Consider the following 17,214-nt stretch of genomic DNA (forward strand, 5'->3'; position numbering starts at 1 on the left):
TGGAGTCAAAAATGTCAGCTAAAGACGTAAAATTTGGTGATTCAGCGCGCAGCAAAATGATTGCTGGTGTGAATATCCTTGCAGATGCAGTGAAAGTAACACTAGGTCCTAAAGGCCGTAACGTTGTGATCGACCGTTCTTTCGGTGCGCCGCACATCACCAAAGATGGTGTAACGGTTGCCAAAGAAATCACCCTGAAAGATAAATTCGAAAATATGGGTGCTCAGCTGGTTCGTGAAGTGTCTTCTAAAACTAATGACATCGCAGGTGACGGTACCACCACTGCAACTGTATTGGCTCAAGCAATTTTGAACGAAGGCATCAAGTCAGTTACAGCGGGTATGAACCCAATGGACTTGAAACGCGGTATCGATATCGCTGTTAGATCTTTGGTTGCTGAAATTAAAGCAACTGCTCAACCTGCGTCTGATTCTAAAGCGATTGAACAAGTCGGTTCGATCTCTGCAAACTCTGACACCACTGTAGGTAAACTGATTGCGCAAGCAATGGAAAAAGTGGGCAAAGAAGGTGTCATTACTGTAGAAGAAGGTTCAGGCTTTGAAGATTCTCTAGATGTGGTAGAGGGTATGCAGTTTGACCGCGGTTACATCTCGCCATACTTCGCAAACAAGCAAGACACGCTAACTGCGGAGCTTGAAAATCCGTTCATTCTTCTGGTTGACAAAAAAATCAGCAACATTCGTGAGTTGATCACAGTGCTTGAAGCTGTTGCGAAAACAGGTAAACCGCTTTTGATCATCGCTGAAGATGTTGAAGGCGAAGCGTTGGCAACTTTGGTTGTCAACAACATGCGCGGCATCATCAAAGTATGTGCAGTTAAAGCACCTGGTTTTGGTGATCGTCGTAAAGCGATGCTGCAAGACATTGCGATCTTGACTGGCGGTACGGTGATTTCTGAAGAAATTGGCATGCAGCTAGATCAAACTGCACTTGAACATTTAGGTACTGCACATAAAGTGACTGTATCTAAAGAAAACACAGTGATTGTGGATGGTGCGGGTAATGCAGGTCAAATCTCTGAACGTGTTCAGCAAATCCGTGCGCAAATTGAAGAATCGACGTCTGAATATGACAAAGAAAAACTTCAAGAACGTGTTGCTAAATTGGCAGGCGGTGTTGCAGTGATCAAAATCGGTGCTGCGACTGAAGTTGAAATGAAAGAGAAGAAAGACCGTGTAGATGATGCCCTTCATGCAACGCGTGCTGCGGTTGAAGAAGGTGTGGTTGCAGGTGGTGGTGTTGCACTGGTACGTGCAGCGAAAGTATTGGATAACGTAACTGGCGCGAATGATGACCAAAATGTAGGTATCAACATTCTACGTCGTGCGATTGAAGCGCCGCTTCGTCAAATCGTATCGAATGCGGGTGATGAGCCTTCAGTGGTGATCAATGCTGTGAAAAATGGCGAAGGCAACTTCGGCTATAATGCGGCAACGGGTGTTTATGGCGATATGCTCGAAATGGGTATTCTTGACCCAGCAAAAGTAACGCGTTCTGCACTTGAGCATGCTGCTTCTGTTGCTGCATTAATGTTGACAACTGAATGTATGATCACAGATATTCCAGAAGACAAGCCTGCAATGCCTGATATGGGCGGCATGGGTGGTATGGGCGGCATGATGTAATTCATGTTGATCATTTGATCTTGAAAAATCCCTACCTCAGGTAGGGATTTTTTTTATTTCTTGATAAAAAAGTACGATTTCAATAAAAAATAGAGTAAAATTTGAGACATAAGTTTGATCTAGATTAAAAAATGCAAACAGGGTATCATTTTTTATTAAAAAATTGATTAATGTTTATTTTTGTAACATTTGATCTTGGAATATATAATTTTTTGATTTATTATTTAATCAAAATATAATTGATGTGCGGCTATATGAACAGTACAGTTATAAATAATGAGGGGGAAAGTTCAGAGGATCATTCTGAACTGGTATTGATTAGTAAATGTGAATTAAAGTCTTTATACCGGAAATTAAAGGAATATGAAGATCGTTTACGGAGATATGAACATGAGCATAAAAAAATTTTAGCTTATTTCACGCATAAAAATTAGAATTGATTTAACTCATCAATCAACTTTTTAATGATATCTTTATGATGATTTTTTAAAGCGCGAAACTTTAGATAATAGTCTAGATCTCCAATATCATGTTCTGAAATCTGAGCACTCGGACTAATATCCTGGTCTCCAAATCTTAGCCATTGATTAGATACATTTAACCAAATCGCTAAAATAGAGAGTTTATCTTGGCTAGGGATGGCCTTACCTAATAACCAGTTATTTGCAGATTGTACGGAAATAGAGGTGCCATCGTAACGGTTATTAAATTCTTTAGATAAATAAGTCGGACTAATAGGATGCCCGACAGCGTTTAAAGCTTGTTTTAAGCGTTCAGCAAATAATTTTTTTTCTTCTTGATTGCTCATAAATTAAGTTCTCTCTTTCTATCTCATCATACACTTTATAAGTTTTATCTTAAAAATGTATTTAAAATACTACAATGATTTTAAGAGCATAATTTTAAGAAAACTCGACTCATATTTCAATTGTAACAAGGTTGTTTATCCTATCTTGTTGTAATTATTTGTAATTTTTATTTATTTCTACACTTTAGATTGAATTCAACTAAATAAAAATATTAGTCAATCAATCTGTGAATTAATCAAGGTTACTTTATCATTTTTTATTTCTTAAATTGCTATTTAAAACAAAATCTTAAGTTAATTTCATATTATTTTCACCCTCAAAATCAATTTTAAATTTAAAAATAAATCAAATATTGATTGATATCTTTGTTTCGTTTTGTATATTATTGCCTCAGGTCCGCTCTAGCAGCGGCAGGTAGTGGATGGCAGTCTCCAGAACAACCAGACATTCAACTCAGTTTTGCTGGTTTACATCAATCCTAGGGTAGACCAGTCTTTTTATAAAAATTGAAGGAAATTTACATGAAATTTCAAAAGACTCTTTTAGCAGCTGCTTTAACTTTAGCTTCATTCACAATGGCGAATGCGGCTGAGCCAAAAAAAGGTGAGCAAGTTGTTGATCAGTATGCATTCACTGCAGAAGGTACGACAGAGCCTACTTATGTATATGCAATTGGTAACAAAGTTTATACACGTGATCTAATCGAAGGTTCTACTACTGATTATAAATTTAATGAATTAGAAAATGAGACAGTTGCAACTATTAAAGCGGATGGCTATACGTTTGTTCGTGGTGGTTTAGTTGGTACTGAGACTGTCGTTGGTGGTCCTGAAGAATCTGAACCTGTAGAAGTACCTGCAGACACAGCTCATACTTGGAATTATTCATTATCTTCTAATACAACAGTTGTGGGCGATGAAGTTCAATTTTCAGGTAACGTAACTAGCGAAATTGCAGGTGATGAGCAAGCGGTTGATGGTTTGTTGGAAGAAGCAGATACTACGATTGTGGGGAATGGTAAATTCCAAAATCTTTCTGTAGGTGCTTTTGACGGTTCGAATGGTAACAACCTTGGCGTACTTTCAAGTGAGGTGCTTGTTGCTGCAAATGGAACAACTACTGTTGCTGAGACTGCACTTAATGCACATGGTTTAACCTTAATTAAAGTTAATCCAGAAAACTTAAATGGTAATGTATCTATTAACTATGAAACAGGTACTTTAACATCACAGCAAATTACTGGTGGCACAGCTGTAGATACTACACCGCTAAAAGCTTACGGTACAATTAGTGAAGCTGGTGTGCGTGATGCACAAGTTATTGAGTTCAATGGTAAATATTACACGGTTGCTGCTGATAAAACTCTTACAGAAACAACTGTTGATTCAATCGAAAATCTTACATTGGTAGGTGCTGGTGCAGCTTCTGGTTTGTTTGGTGGTGTTACAAACCAAATTAATTCAACAGCATTTGTAGGTGCTACTAAAACTGTATATGGTGAATCGGTACAATCATTTGATAATGCTGGTCAAATTTTAGTTGGTGGTAGTGATACAGAAGCATCTGCAGGTGTAATTCCAGCAGGTACAGATTTCCAAGTTGGTACAAATGGTCCAACTACAACTAAGTCTCAAAGTGTAGAAACTGGTATTATTGCTACTGATTCAGAAGGCGGTAATATTTACGGTTTAGAAGTTAAAAAATCTACAACTGATGTAAATGGTACTACATCTGCTAAAACTACAATCACTGCTGACTATGTAGATTCTGGTGACTTCCGTATCAATGGTGTAAGTATTGTTGATAATATCCAAACTACTGTAGACGACGCTGTAGGTGGAGCAACTGCTCAAATCGATGCTAAAGTTGCTGAAGTTGATCAACGTTTAACTACTCAATTCAATACAACAGCTGGTCAATTAAATAGCCGTGTAAATCAGTTGAACTCTCGTATTGATGACGTAGAAAAAACTGCTTATCGTGGTGTAGCAATTGCATTAGCTGCTCAACAACAAATTCCTAATATCGGTGCTGGCCAATTCGCTGTATTTGGCGGTGTAGGTCACTATGAAGGTGAGTCTGCTGGTGCCCTAGGTGTTGCAAGCGTATTTGCTGATGGTCGTACTTCTGTAAGTGCTGCTCTTGGTTTCGCTGGCGGTAATGAAGTTGGTGGCCGTGTAGGTGTATCATACGTATTTGGCGGTAAATAATTACTCCTTATACTGAGCTATAAAAAATCCCCGCATATTGCGGGGATTTTTTATGTCTTTACAAAATTATGATGAAGACTTTTTAATTAATTTGTAATTTAAATTACTCTCAATTTTCTTACCTGACTCCACATCACGTGCTTCAATAAAATTTTCGCCAACAAAAAATTTACGGTTTTCAGCTTTGTTATCTAATGTGATGAGTGATGGATCCTGAGGATCAAAACTAAAACTGCCTTTGAGTTCAAATTCATTATTATTAGCTTTCCCTAAATATTCTTCACTCAGTTCATAAGTCTTATCTGAATTAAGCTGTAACTCGACTTTAATGCCTTCACAGTCGGCACAAGGAAATACACCTTCATATTCACCTGCCCAATCTAATGAGGTCTCTGCGCTATCAGCCCGAGTCAGATTGGTACCGGGGTTATTTTGCTCCGTCATCGCTGGGCTGGATGGTGCATTATGATTCATTGGCTCATTGTCATTCTGTTTTGAACATGCTGTCAACGTTGATGAAATAGCGACTGCCATCGCAGCGGTGAATATAAATTTCTTCATTGTTTTGATCCTATGGATTTATTTGTTAGCTAATTACATTAAAAGCAGTCTGTATAGATAAATAGAGCAATCTTGTTAAAGTTTGATTCATTAGGTGAATCAGATCAAAGTTATTCATCAATCAATAGACTTTAGGGATTTTCATAAAATATTAAAGGCATTTTATGTCGTTTCACCAAGGGCTGCTTGGCGCTATGATTAAGAAAGAACTATAAAAAATGAGGCAGCAATGAAATTAGAACAAGAAAATAATCTGATTGCAAAAATTTATGATGCTGCATTATTGCCAGCTTTGTGGCTGGAGGTGATCGAAGATATCGTGAGCTACACTAAAAGTAAGAGTGCAATCTTTACCGGTCTGGATCAGCTTAATCCAGGCTATGATTTTGTTCACACGTATAATATCCCGAATGAAAGTTTGGCTGCCTATCAGGATGAGCGTATCAGAGTGATTGATATGAAGCTCCATATGCCCTTATGGAATGATATTGAGATGGGGGATGCGCTAAATCAGAATTGTCAGCATTATGCAGAGCGGCCCGGTACGGATCATTATGTATTTTATGAAAAATGTTTAAAGCCAACAGGTGTCTGCTATCTGGCTGGCGTATTGCTGGATCGGGGAAATTATCGTTGGGCGGTACTGGGTATTCATCGTGCACCTGAAGTACAGCCTTTTGAACAGGCAGAGCTGGATTTTCTCCGACGCATCAGTATTCATTTACGCCGGGCTTTACAAATTCACCGACAAATCAGCTTGATTCAACAAGATAATTTAAACTTGTATACGCTATTGGAGGGTTTAAAAACAGGGATTGTGCTGCTTGATCAAAACTTGTGTTTAAGCTATTCCAATCCTGTGGCACAGCAGATGATTCATCAAAGTTCATGTCTGGATCTGGATAGACATAATCATCTAAAAATCCATCCTTCTCAGCAGGCACGTCTTGATCAGTTGTTAGAAAGTGCTTTACTGGATGCTACAACGGTTCAGGCTGAGGTCGGTGGAGTCTTGGCACTGAGTGATAGTACGGGGTCTCAATTAATGCTGACGGTGGTGCCATTTAAAAAATTAAGAAATATGCAACATTTACAGTCTGCTCAGCATCAAATTGCCTTATTTATGACAGATAAAAACCAGCATTATTCCCTGTCAAGAGCTTACCTACAACAGTGTTACCAGCTTTCCAAAAGAGAGTTTGATTTATGCGAGTTGTTAATTAATGGTTATAAAATAGAAGATATTGCAGAACAGTGTGGCATTACGTTGAGTTCGGTACGGACGTATTTTAAAAATATTTATGAAAAAACCCAATGTTGTTCGCAAATCGAACTGATGCATTTATTGATGGGTTGTACCATTCAATTTGAACATATTGATTAAACCGGCCTGAATTTCATATTCAAGCCGGTTTATATGGGTTATTTAACACGTTGTAAAGTTACAGGATCTTCACCTTGCGGATGTAAGATAAGATTGTTGTTAGATATATTGATGCTTGCAATTGTCTTGCTGCCATTTGAACTATCTTGTAATCCACCACACTCGTTGGTATCGAATAATACCTCGGTTGTGGTGAGAGTATTTGCTGACAATGTATATTTGCCATATTCAATCCCTGGCCAACCACAATCATCTCCGCCTTCAGTGTCTAGGAAGAAATAATAGTTATTATCAAAGAAAGCAAATAGGTGCGTTTCATTGAGTCGCCACGTGCCGACGAGACTATTAGACTGCTTAACTCGATTTAAACGGTATTCAGTATTAACGCCCGGTTCAGTAAGAATTAATTGAGTTCCATTAAAGTTTAAAGAATAAGGTTTATTCTCGGCAGGATGTGAAAGTCCCCATTCACCATTGGTGTCATGCAGGATTTCCGGTTCAATCACGGTTGTTGTTGCATTCCATTTTAAGCGGCCCATTTCAATACCTGCTTGACCACTCTCATCTTTGGCTTCTGCTTCACCTAGTGCATAGCGTCCATCTTCCAGAATGTGAATCAACACAGCAGTGTTATCGGTACGGTTAATCTCCCACGTACCGGCAATATCTTTGTAGAAGGTCGCTTGAAAGTGTGCTTTAGCATCCTCTTCATTCACTAACTTTTCTTCAGGAATTACTGTTTTGACAATAGCTTCATTTTTAAAGTCATTATAAGGTTGGTCAAAATTAATACTCTGATTTTTTAAGGCATCTGTAGTGGCCGTACTAATTTGAAGTTTGTCATCGTTATCATCTCCATCTAAGGATTGTAAAAATACCAGTAAGTTAAGGCGAGCATTTTCAGTCTCAGCTAAATCCAAAGGGGTAACACGTTCTTTGGCTTCAATTTCATCACCGAGTTGAACATCACCAATATAAAATTTAACCGTTTCTCCTTCATTGAAGTTGAATTCACCATTGTCATTGGTAAAACCTGTAGCACCACTACTTGTGACATAGCGTACTCCAGAAATCACAGCATCCGTCAGCACCCCTGTCTGGGTTCCAATATTACTTGCAGGAGGTGTACTTGAGTTATCATCCGAACCGCCGCAGGCACTAAGTAACCCCGCTAAAGCAAGGCAAAGTAAAGTTTTTTTCATTAGAATCTTCCTGAAATTTATAATGTGGATTCAGTATAAAAAGACCCTCATATTTGCCATATCCCAAAATTAGGAGGTTAAGATCTTTTTAATGTATGAATCCTTTAAATTGGAAAGAAATTCCTATTTATATGGGGAAGCAATCTGAACTATCCGTAAATTGATGTATGAGATAAGTTGAAGGTGGCAAAAATAATCAACTATTCATTTAAAAATTCTAATTATACAAATATAGATTAATTGTTTATTTATTGATCATATAGCACTATCTATATTTGCCGAGGTTGCTAAAATTCGCGCAATTTTGAATAGAATTGGTGCGTGACGTGTTTGAGAAGTTAGCAGAACAAAGCCTGAACCTGATGGGTTGGGAAATTGATAACCATTGGCCCCTAGATTTAGACCAATGTGTCATGATTGCTGCTCCTCATACCAGTAATTGGGATGCACTGTATGCGCGACTGGCCTTAAAAGCATTGGGCGTAAATGTTCGCTTAACCATTAAAGACAGTTACATGAAATTGCCATTTGGGCCTTTTGTGCGTGCTATGGGCGGTATCGGGATTGATCGCCGTCCTAAACAGCCGGGTGAGCCTCGTCCGAGCATGGTTCAGCTGATGACGGAATTATTCAAGACCCATCCTAAACTGGTGATGTTGGTGACGCCAGAAGCAACTCGTGCCAAACAGGAACAGTGGAAGACAGGTTTTTATCATGTAGCGATTAATGCCGGTGTGCCGATTGCATTGGCCTATATGGACTATGCCAAGAAGAAAACTGGCGTAGGTAAAATCGTTTATCCGACAGGGGATTATGAAAAAGATATGGCGGAAATCATGGCATTTTATGCAGATATTCAGCCAAAATTCCCTGAATGTTTCAGTGTCGATCAGCGTTATTATCAGAATTAAAATTGCGTTGTAAAAAGAGCAGGGTATTTTCCCTGCTTTTTTATTGCCTAAGAATTAAGAATATCAGACAAATACTACTTAGTTTTCAGAAGCGGGTAAAATTCCACCGAGGCTTTGACAGGCACTTTTATACAGCTCATATTGCTGTTGCACAACTTCCGATAAGGGAATATCAAATAACTTTTCACCTTGGTGATAATGCTCGATATACGCTTCGGCCTTAGATTTTGTGCTATAGAGCGAATGCTGATAATAATCGGTCATGCTGGTATGCGACATCTGTGACATCTCGATCTGGGAGCACTGGAAATTTTGCAGCAGCTGTTCCGATTTTTTCAGATCGCTAGACATACAACCTGCCAGCAATAAGGTACTGAGCAATGTCGTGATAAATTTCATAGAAAATAGACAAAAGGTTTTATGGGAACACCATATTGTAGAAGTAAAATCCGGTCACAAAACCTTTTTAATCTACCAGATGGTCAAAAAATAGAACAATAGAATCTAAAAATCCCGGTCTATTCTCTGGTCAGTTAACCTTTAACCAAGCCGCCATCCACAATCAGGTTTTGTCCGGTCACGGCACGTGAATAAGGCGATAAAAACATCAGGATTGCAGCAGCAAACTCTTCTGGTGTAATCACGCGGCGTAAAGGAGTTGATTGAGCAATTAGATCAAAAACAAAGTCTGGTGTGGCTTTACTGGCATCTGTGGTTTGTAACAGGCCGCCAGAGAGCATATTGACATTAATACCATATTGTCCCAAATCCTGCGCCGTAGTGCGGGTAAAGGCCAATAAAGCCGCTTTTGCTGCGGTATAGTCATGATAAGGAACCACCGGATTTTGCACTAAGTTTGTGCCGATATTGATGATCCGGCCAAAACCCGTGTGCTTCATATCATCTAGTGCGGCTTGCGTGGTATTGAGGGCAGCCTGTACTGCACCACTGAATTGACGTGACATGGTCTCCCAAGTTAAATCTTCAACCTTAGGACGATCATCCCCATTAAATTCAAACTGAATCAGTGCGTTATTGATTACAGCATGAATTGCTTCGCCGAAATGGTTTTTTGCCGCAGCAAATAAAGTCCGTACCTGATCAGCCTGAGTGACATCGGCCTGATAAATAAAGACCTGCTCGGGATACTGCTGCGCAAGCTGTTCGGCGGTTTGCTGACTGCTATGATAATTGACGACGACGCGAGCACCTTCTGCCAATAGGGCTTGAGTAATCGCCAAACCCAAGCCACGTGCTCCGCCGGTAACGAGAACAATCTGATCACGAATCTGCATAATGATGATCTATATTACGAAATATTGGCCCTAACATAGCAGTTATGTCAGCGGATTCAAGCTTGGGGCAAAGTAAATCAACTCTGCATGAGATTGGGCTTAAATGAATTGGGACGCTATAAGAAAACAGCCGGCGCTGAACAGCAAACTCAAAATAATACGTTTAAACAGCAGTTCAGAAATTTTATAAAAGAGTTTTGCCCCTAAAATGGCCGGAATACTGACAAAAACTATTAACACTGCCATATAGGGTAAATGACTTTGATCGATCATACCTTGCCATAGATAGGTACCGAGTGCGAAGACCTGAACTGCAAAATTAAAATGCCTCAAGATATAGCGTTGCTGGGCTTTCGGGAGTTGTTTCAACATCACCCATGCTGAAGGGACAGCTCCGCAGAAACCACCGAGTCCACCTAATATTCCACCCATCAATCCGATACTACTGTCGGCTATTTTTCCCGAGCGCTGAATGGTTTTGATGTGTGGATTGAGCAGCATCAGCGGAGACCAGAGCACCAGAAAAATGCCCAAAACCAGTTTAAATGTATCAGCTTGGATGATGTGCAGCAGGTAAGTGCCGAGCGGTACGCCAATCAGACCCGCTACTAAATAAGGCAGTAGCCACTGTTTAGATAATATGGGTGGTTTCTGTTCCTGCGTCAGTGAAATTAAATGACTCCAGATGGAAGCAAATACCAGCAAGGGCGCTGCCAGTTGCGGAGCCAATACCCAGACCCAGAATGACATGGCAATCAGGGCAAAGGCAAAACCGGTCAGCCCCTGTACGAAACCAGCGACCATTGCACCAAGAATAAATAACAGCCAGGTCATAAAGGTAAGGTCAGAAGGAAAGGCAGCAATATTCTAAAGATCAGGGCAAAAGCCAAGCTTTTAGTTAGCTGTATTTATGCAAATTAAAGTTCAAATGTGCGTAAAATATTAAAACGAAAATAAGGAATGAGTTTTTTATTCCTGCATAAAAAATGCATAAATCACTACAACAGAGCAACAATGAGTTCGTTTAGTCTCCATGAACTCGCCTGATACTGATAGGGTGCAGTAAAGAGATTAGGGACATGATTAAAAAAGCGATTTTACTTTCTGTATTGGCAGTGTCATTAACTGGTTGTGTGGTTGATCCATGGGATGATGGTTCTCGTGATCACCGGGATCGCAACGGACATTATGATCGAGACCACAAGGATCGTGACTGGAAAAATCGGGAGCATAGAGATCATCGGGATTGGAAGCGTGACAGAGGTGACAACCGTGATTGGCGCCGTGATCGTGACTAAAATACTTCTCGCATCTTTCAGTTTGACTATTATTGACAAAAAAGGATTCCACCGCGGAATCCTTTTTTAATGGGTCTTAATTGTGACTTTATTTAAGAAACACTTTTTTGATAAAGCCCTGCACGCACTGTACCGGCTTTGGTATTTTTAATGAGTCGCCATGATGCTGGTAATTTAAGCAACTGTAGATCACGGTCTGCTTCCACATAAATATAAGCATTATTTTTCACCAGATGATCTGCCTGTAATGCCAGCTCTTCCCATAAGTTCAGGCTATACGGTGGATCGAGAAAAACCAGATCAAATTGTGTTTGCAGGCTGGTTAAAGCTTGCTGCGCCGTTGCTATTTTCAATTGGGCGCGTGCTTTGGTGACTTGTAAAAGTTCAAGATTCTGGGTCAGGAATTGTGCCTGAGTACGATCTGGTTCAATCATGACGACTGAGGCCGCACCACGCGATAAGGCTTCAAAAGCCAAGGCACCAGATCCTGCACAAATGTCCAAAACCTGTGCATTTTGTACGTCCCACATAAGCCAGTTAAACAGGGTTTCGCGTACTCGATCAGGCGTCGGGCGTAAACCCTCAATGCTGGCAAAAGGTAGTTGACGACGTTTCCAGTCACCCCCAATAATTCGAAGTTGGTTTTTCATTTTAGTCTCGTTCTACCGGTGTGGGAGCAGGAGGCGCTACAGCTAGAGCAGCTGCATTTGCAGATGGATTGGTGGCAGGATCTGGTGGCTGAATATTGGCTGGAGCTACAGTTGCTGCATCTTGACTCAACATGCCTGCACCACTTGGCAATTCAGCAGGCTTGATTCCGGCTGTCATCAGACCACCACTGAGCTGATGACCTTGCGGGCGTACCGGCTTCTTATCTTTATGCAGCAACCAATAATCAAAAATCGGACGAGCCAGCACAGTGGCTGCACTACCGCCACGACCATTTTCCAGAATGACCGCAATCGCAATTTCAGGATTTTCAGCAGGTGCAAAACCGACAAACAGGCCATGATCCAGCTGACGGTCGGTCAATAAGGATTCATTATAACGCTTGCCTTGAGCAATACTCTTCACCTGAGCTGTACCAGTTTTACCTGCAATGGAATATTGTAAGCCACTTTTGATGCCTCGGCCTGTACCAGATTGAATCACGTCGACCATGGCATCACGCATCTTGATCCAGTCTTCTTCCTGACCATTAAAATCGATTTTGCCGTGGGTACCATTATGTACCTTGAACGTTTTGGCACCGCGACTTTCACGTAACACATGCGGAATGACTTTATTGCCATGGTTGGCGGTAATGGCCGTTGCCATGGCCAGTTGTAACGGCGTTGAAGTGAAAGCCCCCTGACCGATACTCACCGAAATAGTTTCACCTCGTAACCATTTGGCGTTACGGGTACGCATCTTCCATTCCGGGTTCGGGTACAGTCCTGAGCTTTCACTTGGTAAATCCACGCCGGTTTTTTCACCAAAACCAAACTGACGCATCCAGGTGCTCATTTTCTCAATGCCCATGCGGTAGGACATGACATAGAAATAAGTATCACAAGAAACGACCTGAGCTTTGTGCATGTTGACTGCGCCATGCCCGGATTTTTTATGGTCACGGAAGCGGTGACTATCGCCCGGCAGACTGAAATAGCCCGGATCAGAAATAGTGGTATCCCAGTCCACCAGACCATAATGCAGGCCGCCCAATGCAAACATCGGTTTAATGGTTGAACCAGGAGGATAAACCCCTTGCACGGCGCGGTTGTATAAAGGTTGATCCAGATTATCACGCAGATCACTATAATCTTTATGACTGATACCGGTCACAAACAGATTTGGATTGAAACTTGGGCTGGAAACCAGCGCCAGAATTTCCCCAGTTTTCGGATTCATCGCCACAATCGCGCCACGGCGTCCAGCCAGTTGCTCTGAAGCCACCACCTGCAAACCATAATCCAGTGACAAGAACAGATCATTACCGCGCACCGGATCCTTACGGCCCAAATGCCGTAGCACATTACCAAAAGCATCCGCTTCTACCGATTCATTTCCTGGCACCCCATGCAGAAGTTCTTCATAGGATTTTTCTACCCCAATTTTCCCGATCAGGTTGGTCCCGGCATACAGATCCTTGTCAATGGCTTTGAGTTCTTTGTCATTAATCCGGCCCACATAACCAATCACATGGGCAAACAGGTCGCCATGCGGATAATAGCGGGTCATCTGGGTTTCAATATTCACGCCCGGAAACTGATATTTGACCTCGCTAAAACGGGCAATATCATTTTCATTCAGGTTGAGCTTGATCGAAACCCGTTCGGTTCTACGTGCTGTTTTGATCCGGCTTTGGAAGCGTTCAATATCTTCTTCGGTCAGCTCCAGAATAGGCTTCAGACGTTCCAAAGTCTGGTCAATATCCTGCACATCGGCGCGGCTTAAAGTTGCGGTAAAAACCGGGTAGTTATCGGCCAGCAATACGCCGTTACGGTCATAAATATAACCGCGCGCTGGAGGCAGAGGTTGCAGACGAATCCGGTTTTGGTCAGAAGCGGTACTGAAGGTCTCGAAATTAAAGAGTTGTAAATAAGCATAGCGGCTGACCAGCAGCAGCATAAAAAAGATGACGATTCCAACAGAAATCCATACTCGACTACGATAGATGCGCTTTTCTTGTTGTGCATTTTTTAAAGGAAAGTGCTGCTTCATACGCGATCGACTTGAGACCTGAGGAAAGGAGGAAAGAATCAAAGTGGAATATTCTAACGCAACTGGACTTGATTTGATAATGAAAAACTGCCATTACGATCAGTTCCTTTAAGCTTTGACTTTGCAGACATGAAAATTGTAAAGTGCTGTATATAAGAGTTGTGATAATTCTGATACAGTAAAATCGAATAAAAATAGGACTATACCAAAAACTATAATTAAGGAAGATGGTGAAGGAATGAACAAGGTTTACCCTTTGTTGGCGTTTGCATTGTGGGCGAACGGGGCCTATGCACATGATCAAATCAATAATACTGCAGATAAAGTAGAAGCGACTCAGGCAAAAGCCTTTAATGTTGGGGCTGGTTTTACCCGGAAGCTGGTACATTTAAATACTGAATGGGTTAATCCTTATGGGATTGCTTATGTGAAAGGTGGGGTTTTTCTGGATGATGATCGAACGATAGGGGGACAAGTAGGCTTTCGTTATCCTGCGCATCTGACCGGCAAGGATAAAAATGGGTATTATGTCGGAGGCTATGCGGGTCATATTGAAAGCAAACGCGTCGACAATGAATACAAGGCTCGCTTAGGTGCTGGAATTGATTTGGCCTATGTTTTGTTGAGTTCAGAGCGAATCAGCAGTTTTAGTGTCGGCATTGGTGCCGGAGAGAAATTTGAAGATCGAAATGGTCGTGTGGTGGCCGAAACTGAACCGCGACTACAATTTTCCTATACTTTAAGTATCGGTTTATAGACAAAATATTTGACCTTATAAATATGTGTATTCTGTGAACAAAAAATTAAATATGGAACTTATGCATGCTTGAGTACGTCAACGAATTGTGGCAAACCTTTGTGAATCGCCCGGATTTTTGGGCCGTGCTCAGCATTATTCCGGTGACCGCATTTGTAACGTGGGCTCACGTCTGGATGGCACTGAAAATGGTCTTTTATCCGATCAATTTTTGGGGTGTCCATCTCGGTCCTGTACCTGTCGGCTGGCAGGGGATCGTGCCACGCAAAGCTGGCCGTATTTCAGGCATTATTACCGATAACACTTTGTCTAAACTAGGTTCCATCCGCGAATTTTTACAGGCCATGGATCCAGATGATATGGCACGGATCATTGGTGAACAGGTTGGTTTTGAACTTGAACATCTGATTGATGAAGTGATGATGGATCGTAATGCAGTCCTTTGGGAAAACCTGCCTTTTGCCATCAAACGCAGAATTTATGCACAGGCACAAAAACAAATGCCGGCAATTTTGCGTGAATTGGTGACCGAGCTGACCATGAACGTCGAGTCACTTGTCGATATGCGTGAAATGGTGGTCAGCCAGATGGAAGGTGACCGTCGGTTAATGGTGCGCATGTTCCTGAAAGTGGGCCAAAAAGAAATCAATTTTATTTGGCATATCAGTGCACTCATCGGCATGTTCTTTGGTATTTTCCAGATGATTGTCTGGTTCGTGGTGCCGTGGCACTGGACTGTCCCGTTCTGGGCTGCCATCTGGGGCTTTTTGACTAACTGGATTGCGATCTGGATGGTATTCAACCCGCTCTATCCGCATCCGGTAAAGTACCCGCAATTCTTTAGCCGTACCACAAGTCGCAAGTTTCCATGGATTAAACCTGTCATTCCGCGTATTGGCACCTATAACATACAAGGCGCATTTATGAAACGTCAGGATGAAGTCTCTGATGTTTTCGCAAGTGTAGTCACAGAAGATCTGATTACGTTAAAATCGATCATGACCGAGATGATGTATGGCGGGAAAAAAGACAAAACCCGCCGCATTGTCAAACGTCATATTAATGAAATTATGGAAACACCCCTGGTTCGGACCTCTTTACAGCTGTCTTTAGGGCCAAAAGAGTATGCAAAACTCAAGACGGACTTGATCGATCGCTCGATTGAAATTACGATGGTGCCTGTATGCGACCCAGCATTTAATGCGAGCCGTGCACAGAAAATCTATCAAATGTTTAGAGACCGCATACGCGAGTTGACTCCGAAGGAGTTTCAGAATCTTTTACGTCCTGCATTTCAGGAAGATGAATGGATTCTGATTTTATTGGGTGGGGTAACCGGTTTTGTCGCGGGTTTAATCCATTTGTTTGTGGCTTTCTTATAATGAGATGCCGGGGGACACAATCGGGCGATTGTGGTCGTGGCGTCATACATATTGTTTAAATGAGGATGTTTATATATGCGCATTATCTTACTCGGACCACCTGGAGCAGGTAAAGGTACACAAGCTCAGTTGATCTGTAAGCGCTACAATATCCCACAAATTTCAACCGGTGATATGCTCCGTGCTGCAATTCGTGAAGGAACTGAATTAGGTCTACAAGCTAAAAGTGTCATGGACAATGGCGGTTTGGTTTCTGATGAGTTGATCATTGGTCTGGTCAAAGAGCGTATTGCGCAACCTGATTGTGTAAATGGCTGTATTTTTGATGGTTTCCCGCGTACCATTCCTCAAGCAGAAGCTTTAGAAAACGAAGGTATCAACATCGATCACGTGATTGAAATCGATGTTCCAGATGAAGAGATCGTACAACGTCTTTCTGGCCGTCGTCAGCACCCGGCATCTGGCCGTGTGTATCACATCGTTTACAACCCGCCAAAAGTGGAAGGTAAAGATGACGAAACGGGTGAAGATCTGGTTCAGCGTCCAGATGATCTGGAAGCGACAATTCGTAAACGTTTAGGTTCTTACCATACTGAAACGGAGCAACTGGTGGGCTTCTACCAAGGCCGTGCAGCATCAGGTGAAAATGCACCGACTTACAACAAGTTAAACGGTCTGCGTCCAATCGATCAGGTTCAGACTGAGCTTTTCGCAATTCTGGATCAAGCAAAATAATCGGCTAACGATGATTTTGACAATCGAAGAGCCCTAAGTCATATTAGGGCTCTTTTTTATTGCGTATTTGAACAGGTGCTATGGCTATGAAATTTGGCGTGTTGGTATTAATGGTTATATTTCTGGCAGTGTTGATGGGTCTGTTCTATATGAGTTTTAAAATACTGAATAAAGTACGTCAGGAAGAACGTGCAGAAAATGCAGCCAAGCATCCACAACGCCAGTTGCACCCGAAATTGCAGGCGGAGCTTGAACAGCGCAAAAAAGAACAGGAACAGGCTGAACACGATCAGAATAAATAATTCGGCATGCTTCAGTGGA

At 41.6% G+C, this 17,214-nt stretch carries 17 protein-coding genes; 9 read left to right on the forward strand and 8 right to left on the reverse strand.

The window, feature by feature from the left end:
• Positions 1-11: 11 nt before the first annotated feature.
• On the forward strand, positions 12-1,646 hold the full coding sequence (gene groL, locus FTV29_RS04805; RefSeq protein ID WP_180075194.1) for a chaperonin GroEL: 1,635 nt from the start codon (positions 12-14) through the stop codon (positions 1,644-1,646).
• A gap of 430 nt (positions 1,647-2,076) precedes the next feature.
• On the opposite strand, the gene FTV29_RS04810 is transcribed toward groL, so the two are convergent.
• Positions 2,077-2,454 (reverse strand): hypothetical protein, encoded by a 378-nt coding sequence (locus tag FTV29_RS04810; RefSeq protein ID WP_180075195.1) that lies wholly within the window; start codon positions 2,452-2,454, stop codon positions 2,077-2,079.
• Positions 2,455-2,976: 522 nt separating this feature from the next.
• Between FTV29_RS04810 and FTV29_RS04815 the strand changes: the two genes are divergently transcribed.
• Positions 2,977-4,665, forward strand: a complete 1,689-nt coding sequence (locus tag FTV29_RS04815; protein WP_180075196.1) for a YadA C-terminal domain-containing protein — start codon at positions 2,977-2,979, stop codon at positions 4,663-4,665.
• 66 nt (positions 4,666-4,731) lie between these two features.
• On the opposite strand, the gene FTV29_RS04820 is transcribed toward FTV29_RS04815, so the two are convergent.
• Positions 4,732-5,226, reverse strand: a complete 495-nt coding sequence (locus FTV29_RS04820) for a copper resistance protein NlpE (protein WP_180075197.1) — start codon at positions 5,224-5,226, stop codon at positions 4,732-4,734.
• Between the two features lie 229 nt (positions 5,227-5,455).
• Between FTV29_RS04820 and FTV29_RS04825 the strand changes: the two genes are divergently transcribed.
• Positions 5,456-6,610 carry a LuxR C-terminal-related transcriptional regulator gene (locus tag FTV29_RS04825; protein ID WP_180075198.1) on the forward strand — a complete coding sequence of 385 codons (1,155 nt, stop codon included), beginning with the start codon at positions 5,456-5,458 and terminating at the stop codon, positions 6,608-6,610.
• A 38-nt stretch (positions 6,611-6,648) separates the two neighbouring features.
• Here the strand turns inward: FTV29_RS04825 and FTV29_RS04830 are convergent, their stop codons facing one another.
• Positions 6,649-7,812 (reverse strand): hypothetical protein, encoded by a 1,164-nt coding sequence (locus FTV29_RS04830; protein WP_100328800.1) that lies wholly within the window; start codon positions 7,810-7,812, stop codon positions 6,649-6,651.
• A 362-nt stretch (positions 7,813-8,174) separates the two neighbouring features.
• Here FTV29_RS04830 and FTV29_RS04835 point away from each other — a divergent pair, with 362 nt between their 5' ends.
• Positions 8,175-8,723: a 1-acyl-sn-glycerol-3-phosphate acyltransferase gene (locus tag FTV29_RS04835; protein ID WP_180075220.1), complete on the forward strand. Its 549-nt coding sequence runs from the start codon at positions 8,175-8,177 to the stop codon at positions 8,721-8,723.
• Positions 8,724-8,801: 78 nt separating this feature from the next.
• Here the strand turns inward: FTV29_RS04835 and FTV29_RS04840 are convergent, their stop codons facing one another.
• From FTV29_RS04840 to FTV29_RS04850, 3 genes are all read right to left on the reverse strand, one after another.
• Positions 8,802-9,122, reverse strand: coding sequence for a hypothetical protein (locus FTV29_RS04840; RefSeq protein ID WP_005096317.1), 321 nt, complete (start codon positions 9,120-9,122; stop codon positions 8,802-8,804).
• Positions 9,123-9,256: 134 nt separating this feature from the next.
• Entirely contained in the window at positions 9,257-10,018 is a 762-nt protein-coding gene (locus tag FTV29_RS04845; protein ID WP_180075199.1) for a 3-oxoacyl-ACP reductase, read from the reverse strand.
• Positions 10,019-10,117: 99 nt separating this feature from the next.
• The gene (locus tag FTV29_RS04850; RefSeq protein WP_100328797.1) at positions 10,118-10,852 is read right to left on the reverse strand and encodes a sulfite exporter TauE/SafE family protein; all 735 of its coding nucleotides are present in this window, start codon (positions 10,850-10,852) and stop codon (positions 10,118-10,120) included.
• Between the two features lie 245 nt (positions 10,853-11,097).
• On the opposite strand from FTV29_RS04850, the gene FTV29_RS04855 reads away from it, so the two are divergent.
• Positions 11,098-11,316: a hypothetical protein gene (locus FTV29_RS04855; protein ID WP_005171910.1), complete on the forward strand. Its 219-nt coding sequence runs from the start codon at positions 11,098-11,100 to the stop codon at positions 11,314-11,316.
• Positions 11,317-11,408: 92 nt separating this feature from the next.
• Here FTV29_RS04855 and rsmD read toward each other — a convergent pair whose 3' ends face one another.
• Both rsmD and mrdA read right to left on the reverse strand, forming a co-directional pair.
• Complete coding sequence (gene rsmD, locus FTV29_RS04860; protein WP_005096323.1) at positions 11,409-11,966, reverse strand: 16S rRNA (guanine(966)-N(2))-methyltransferase RsmD; 558 nt, start codon at positions 11,964-11,966, stop codon at positions 11,409-11,411.
• 1 nt (position 11,967) lies between these two features.
• The gene (mrdA, locus tag FTV29_RS04865) at positions 11,968-14,019 is read right to left on the reverse strand and encodes a penicillin-binding protein 2 (protein WP_180075200.1); all 2,052 of its coding nucleotides are present in this window, start codon (positions 14,017-14,019) and stop codon (positions 11,968-11,970) included.
• Positions 14,020-14,257: 238 nt separating this feature from the next.
• On the opposite strand from mrdA, the gene FTV29_RS04870 reads away from it, so the two are divergent.
• The 4 genes from FTV29_RS04870 to FTV29_RS04885 all read left to right on the forward strand — a co-directional run bounded on the left by FTV29_RS04870 (position 14,258) and on the right by FTV29_RS04885 (position 17,195).
• Positions 14,258-14,776 (forward strand): hypothetical protein, encoded by a 519-nt coding sequence (locus tag FTV29_RS04870; protein WP_005096326.1) that lies wholly within the window; start codon positions 14,258-14,260, stop codon positions 14,774-14,776.
• A 65-nt stretch (positions 14,777-14,841) separates the two neighbouring features.
• Positions 14,842-16,158, forward strand: coding sequence for a hypothetical protein (locus tag FTV29_RS04875; RefSeq protein WP_159138043.1), 1,317 nt, complete (start codon positions 14,842-14,844; stop codon positions 16,156-16,158).
• Between the two features lie 75 nt (positions 16,159-16,233).
• Entirely contained in the window at positions 16,234-16,893 is a 660-nt protein-coding gene (gene adk, locus FTV29_RS04880) for an adenylate kinase (RefSeq protein ID WP_005096329.1), read from the forward strand.
• Between the two features lie 86 nt (positions 16,894-16,979).
• Positions 16,980-17,195 carry a DUF3149 domain-containing protein gene (locus tag FTV29_RS04885; RefSeq protein ID WP_005096331.1) on the forward strand — a complete coding sequence of 72 codons (216 nt, stop codon included), beginning with the start codon at positions 16,980-16,982 and terminating at the stop codon, positions 17,193-17,195.
• The last annotated feature ends 19 nt before the right edge of the window (positions 17,196-17,214 follow it).

The organism is Acinetobacter sp. YH12254 (assembly GCF_013417415.1).
In the GTDB taxonomy this organism is placed as follows: domain Bacteria; phylum Pseudomonadota; class Gammaproteobacteria; order Pseudomonadales; family Moraxellaceae; genus Acinetobacter; species Acinetobacter pseudolwoffii.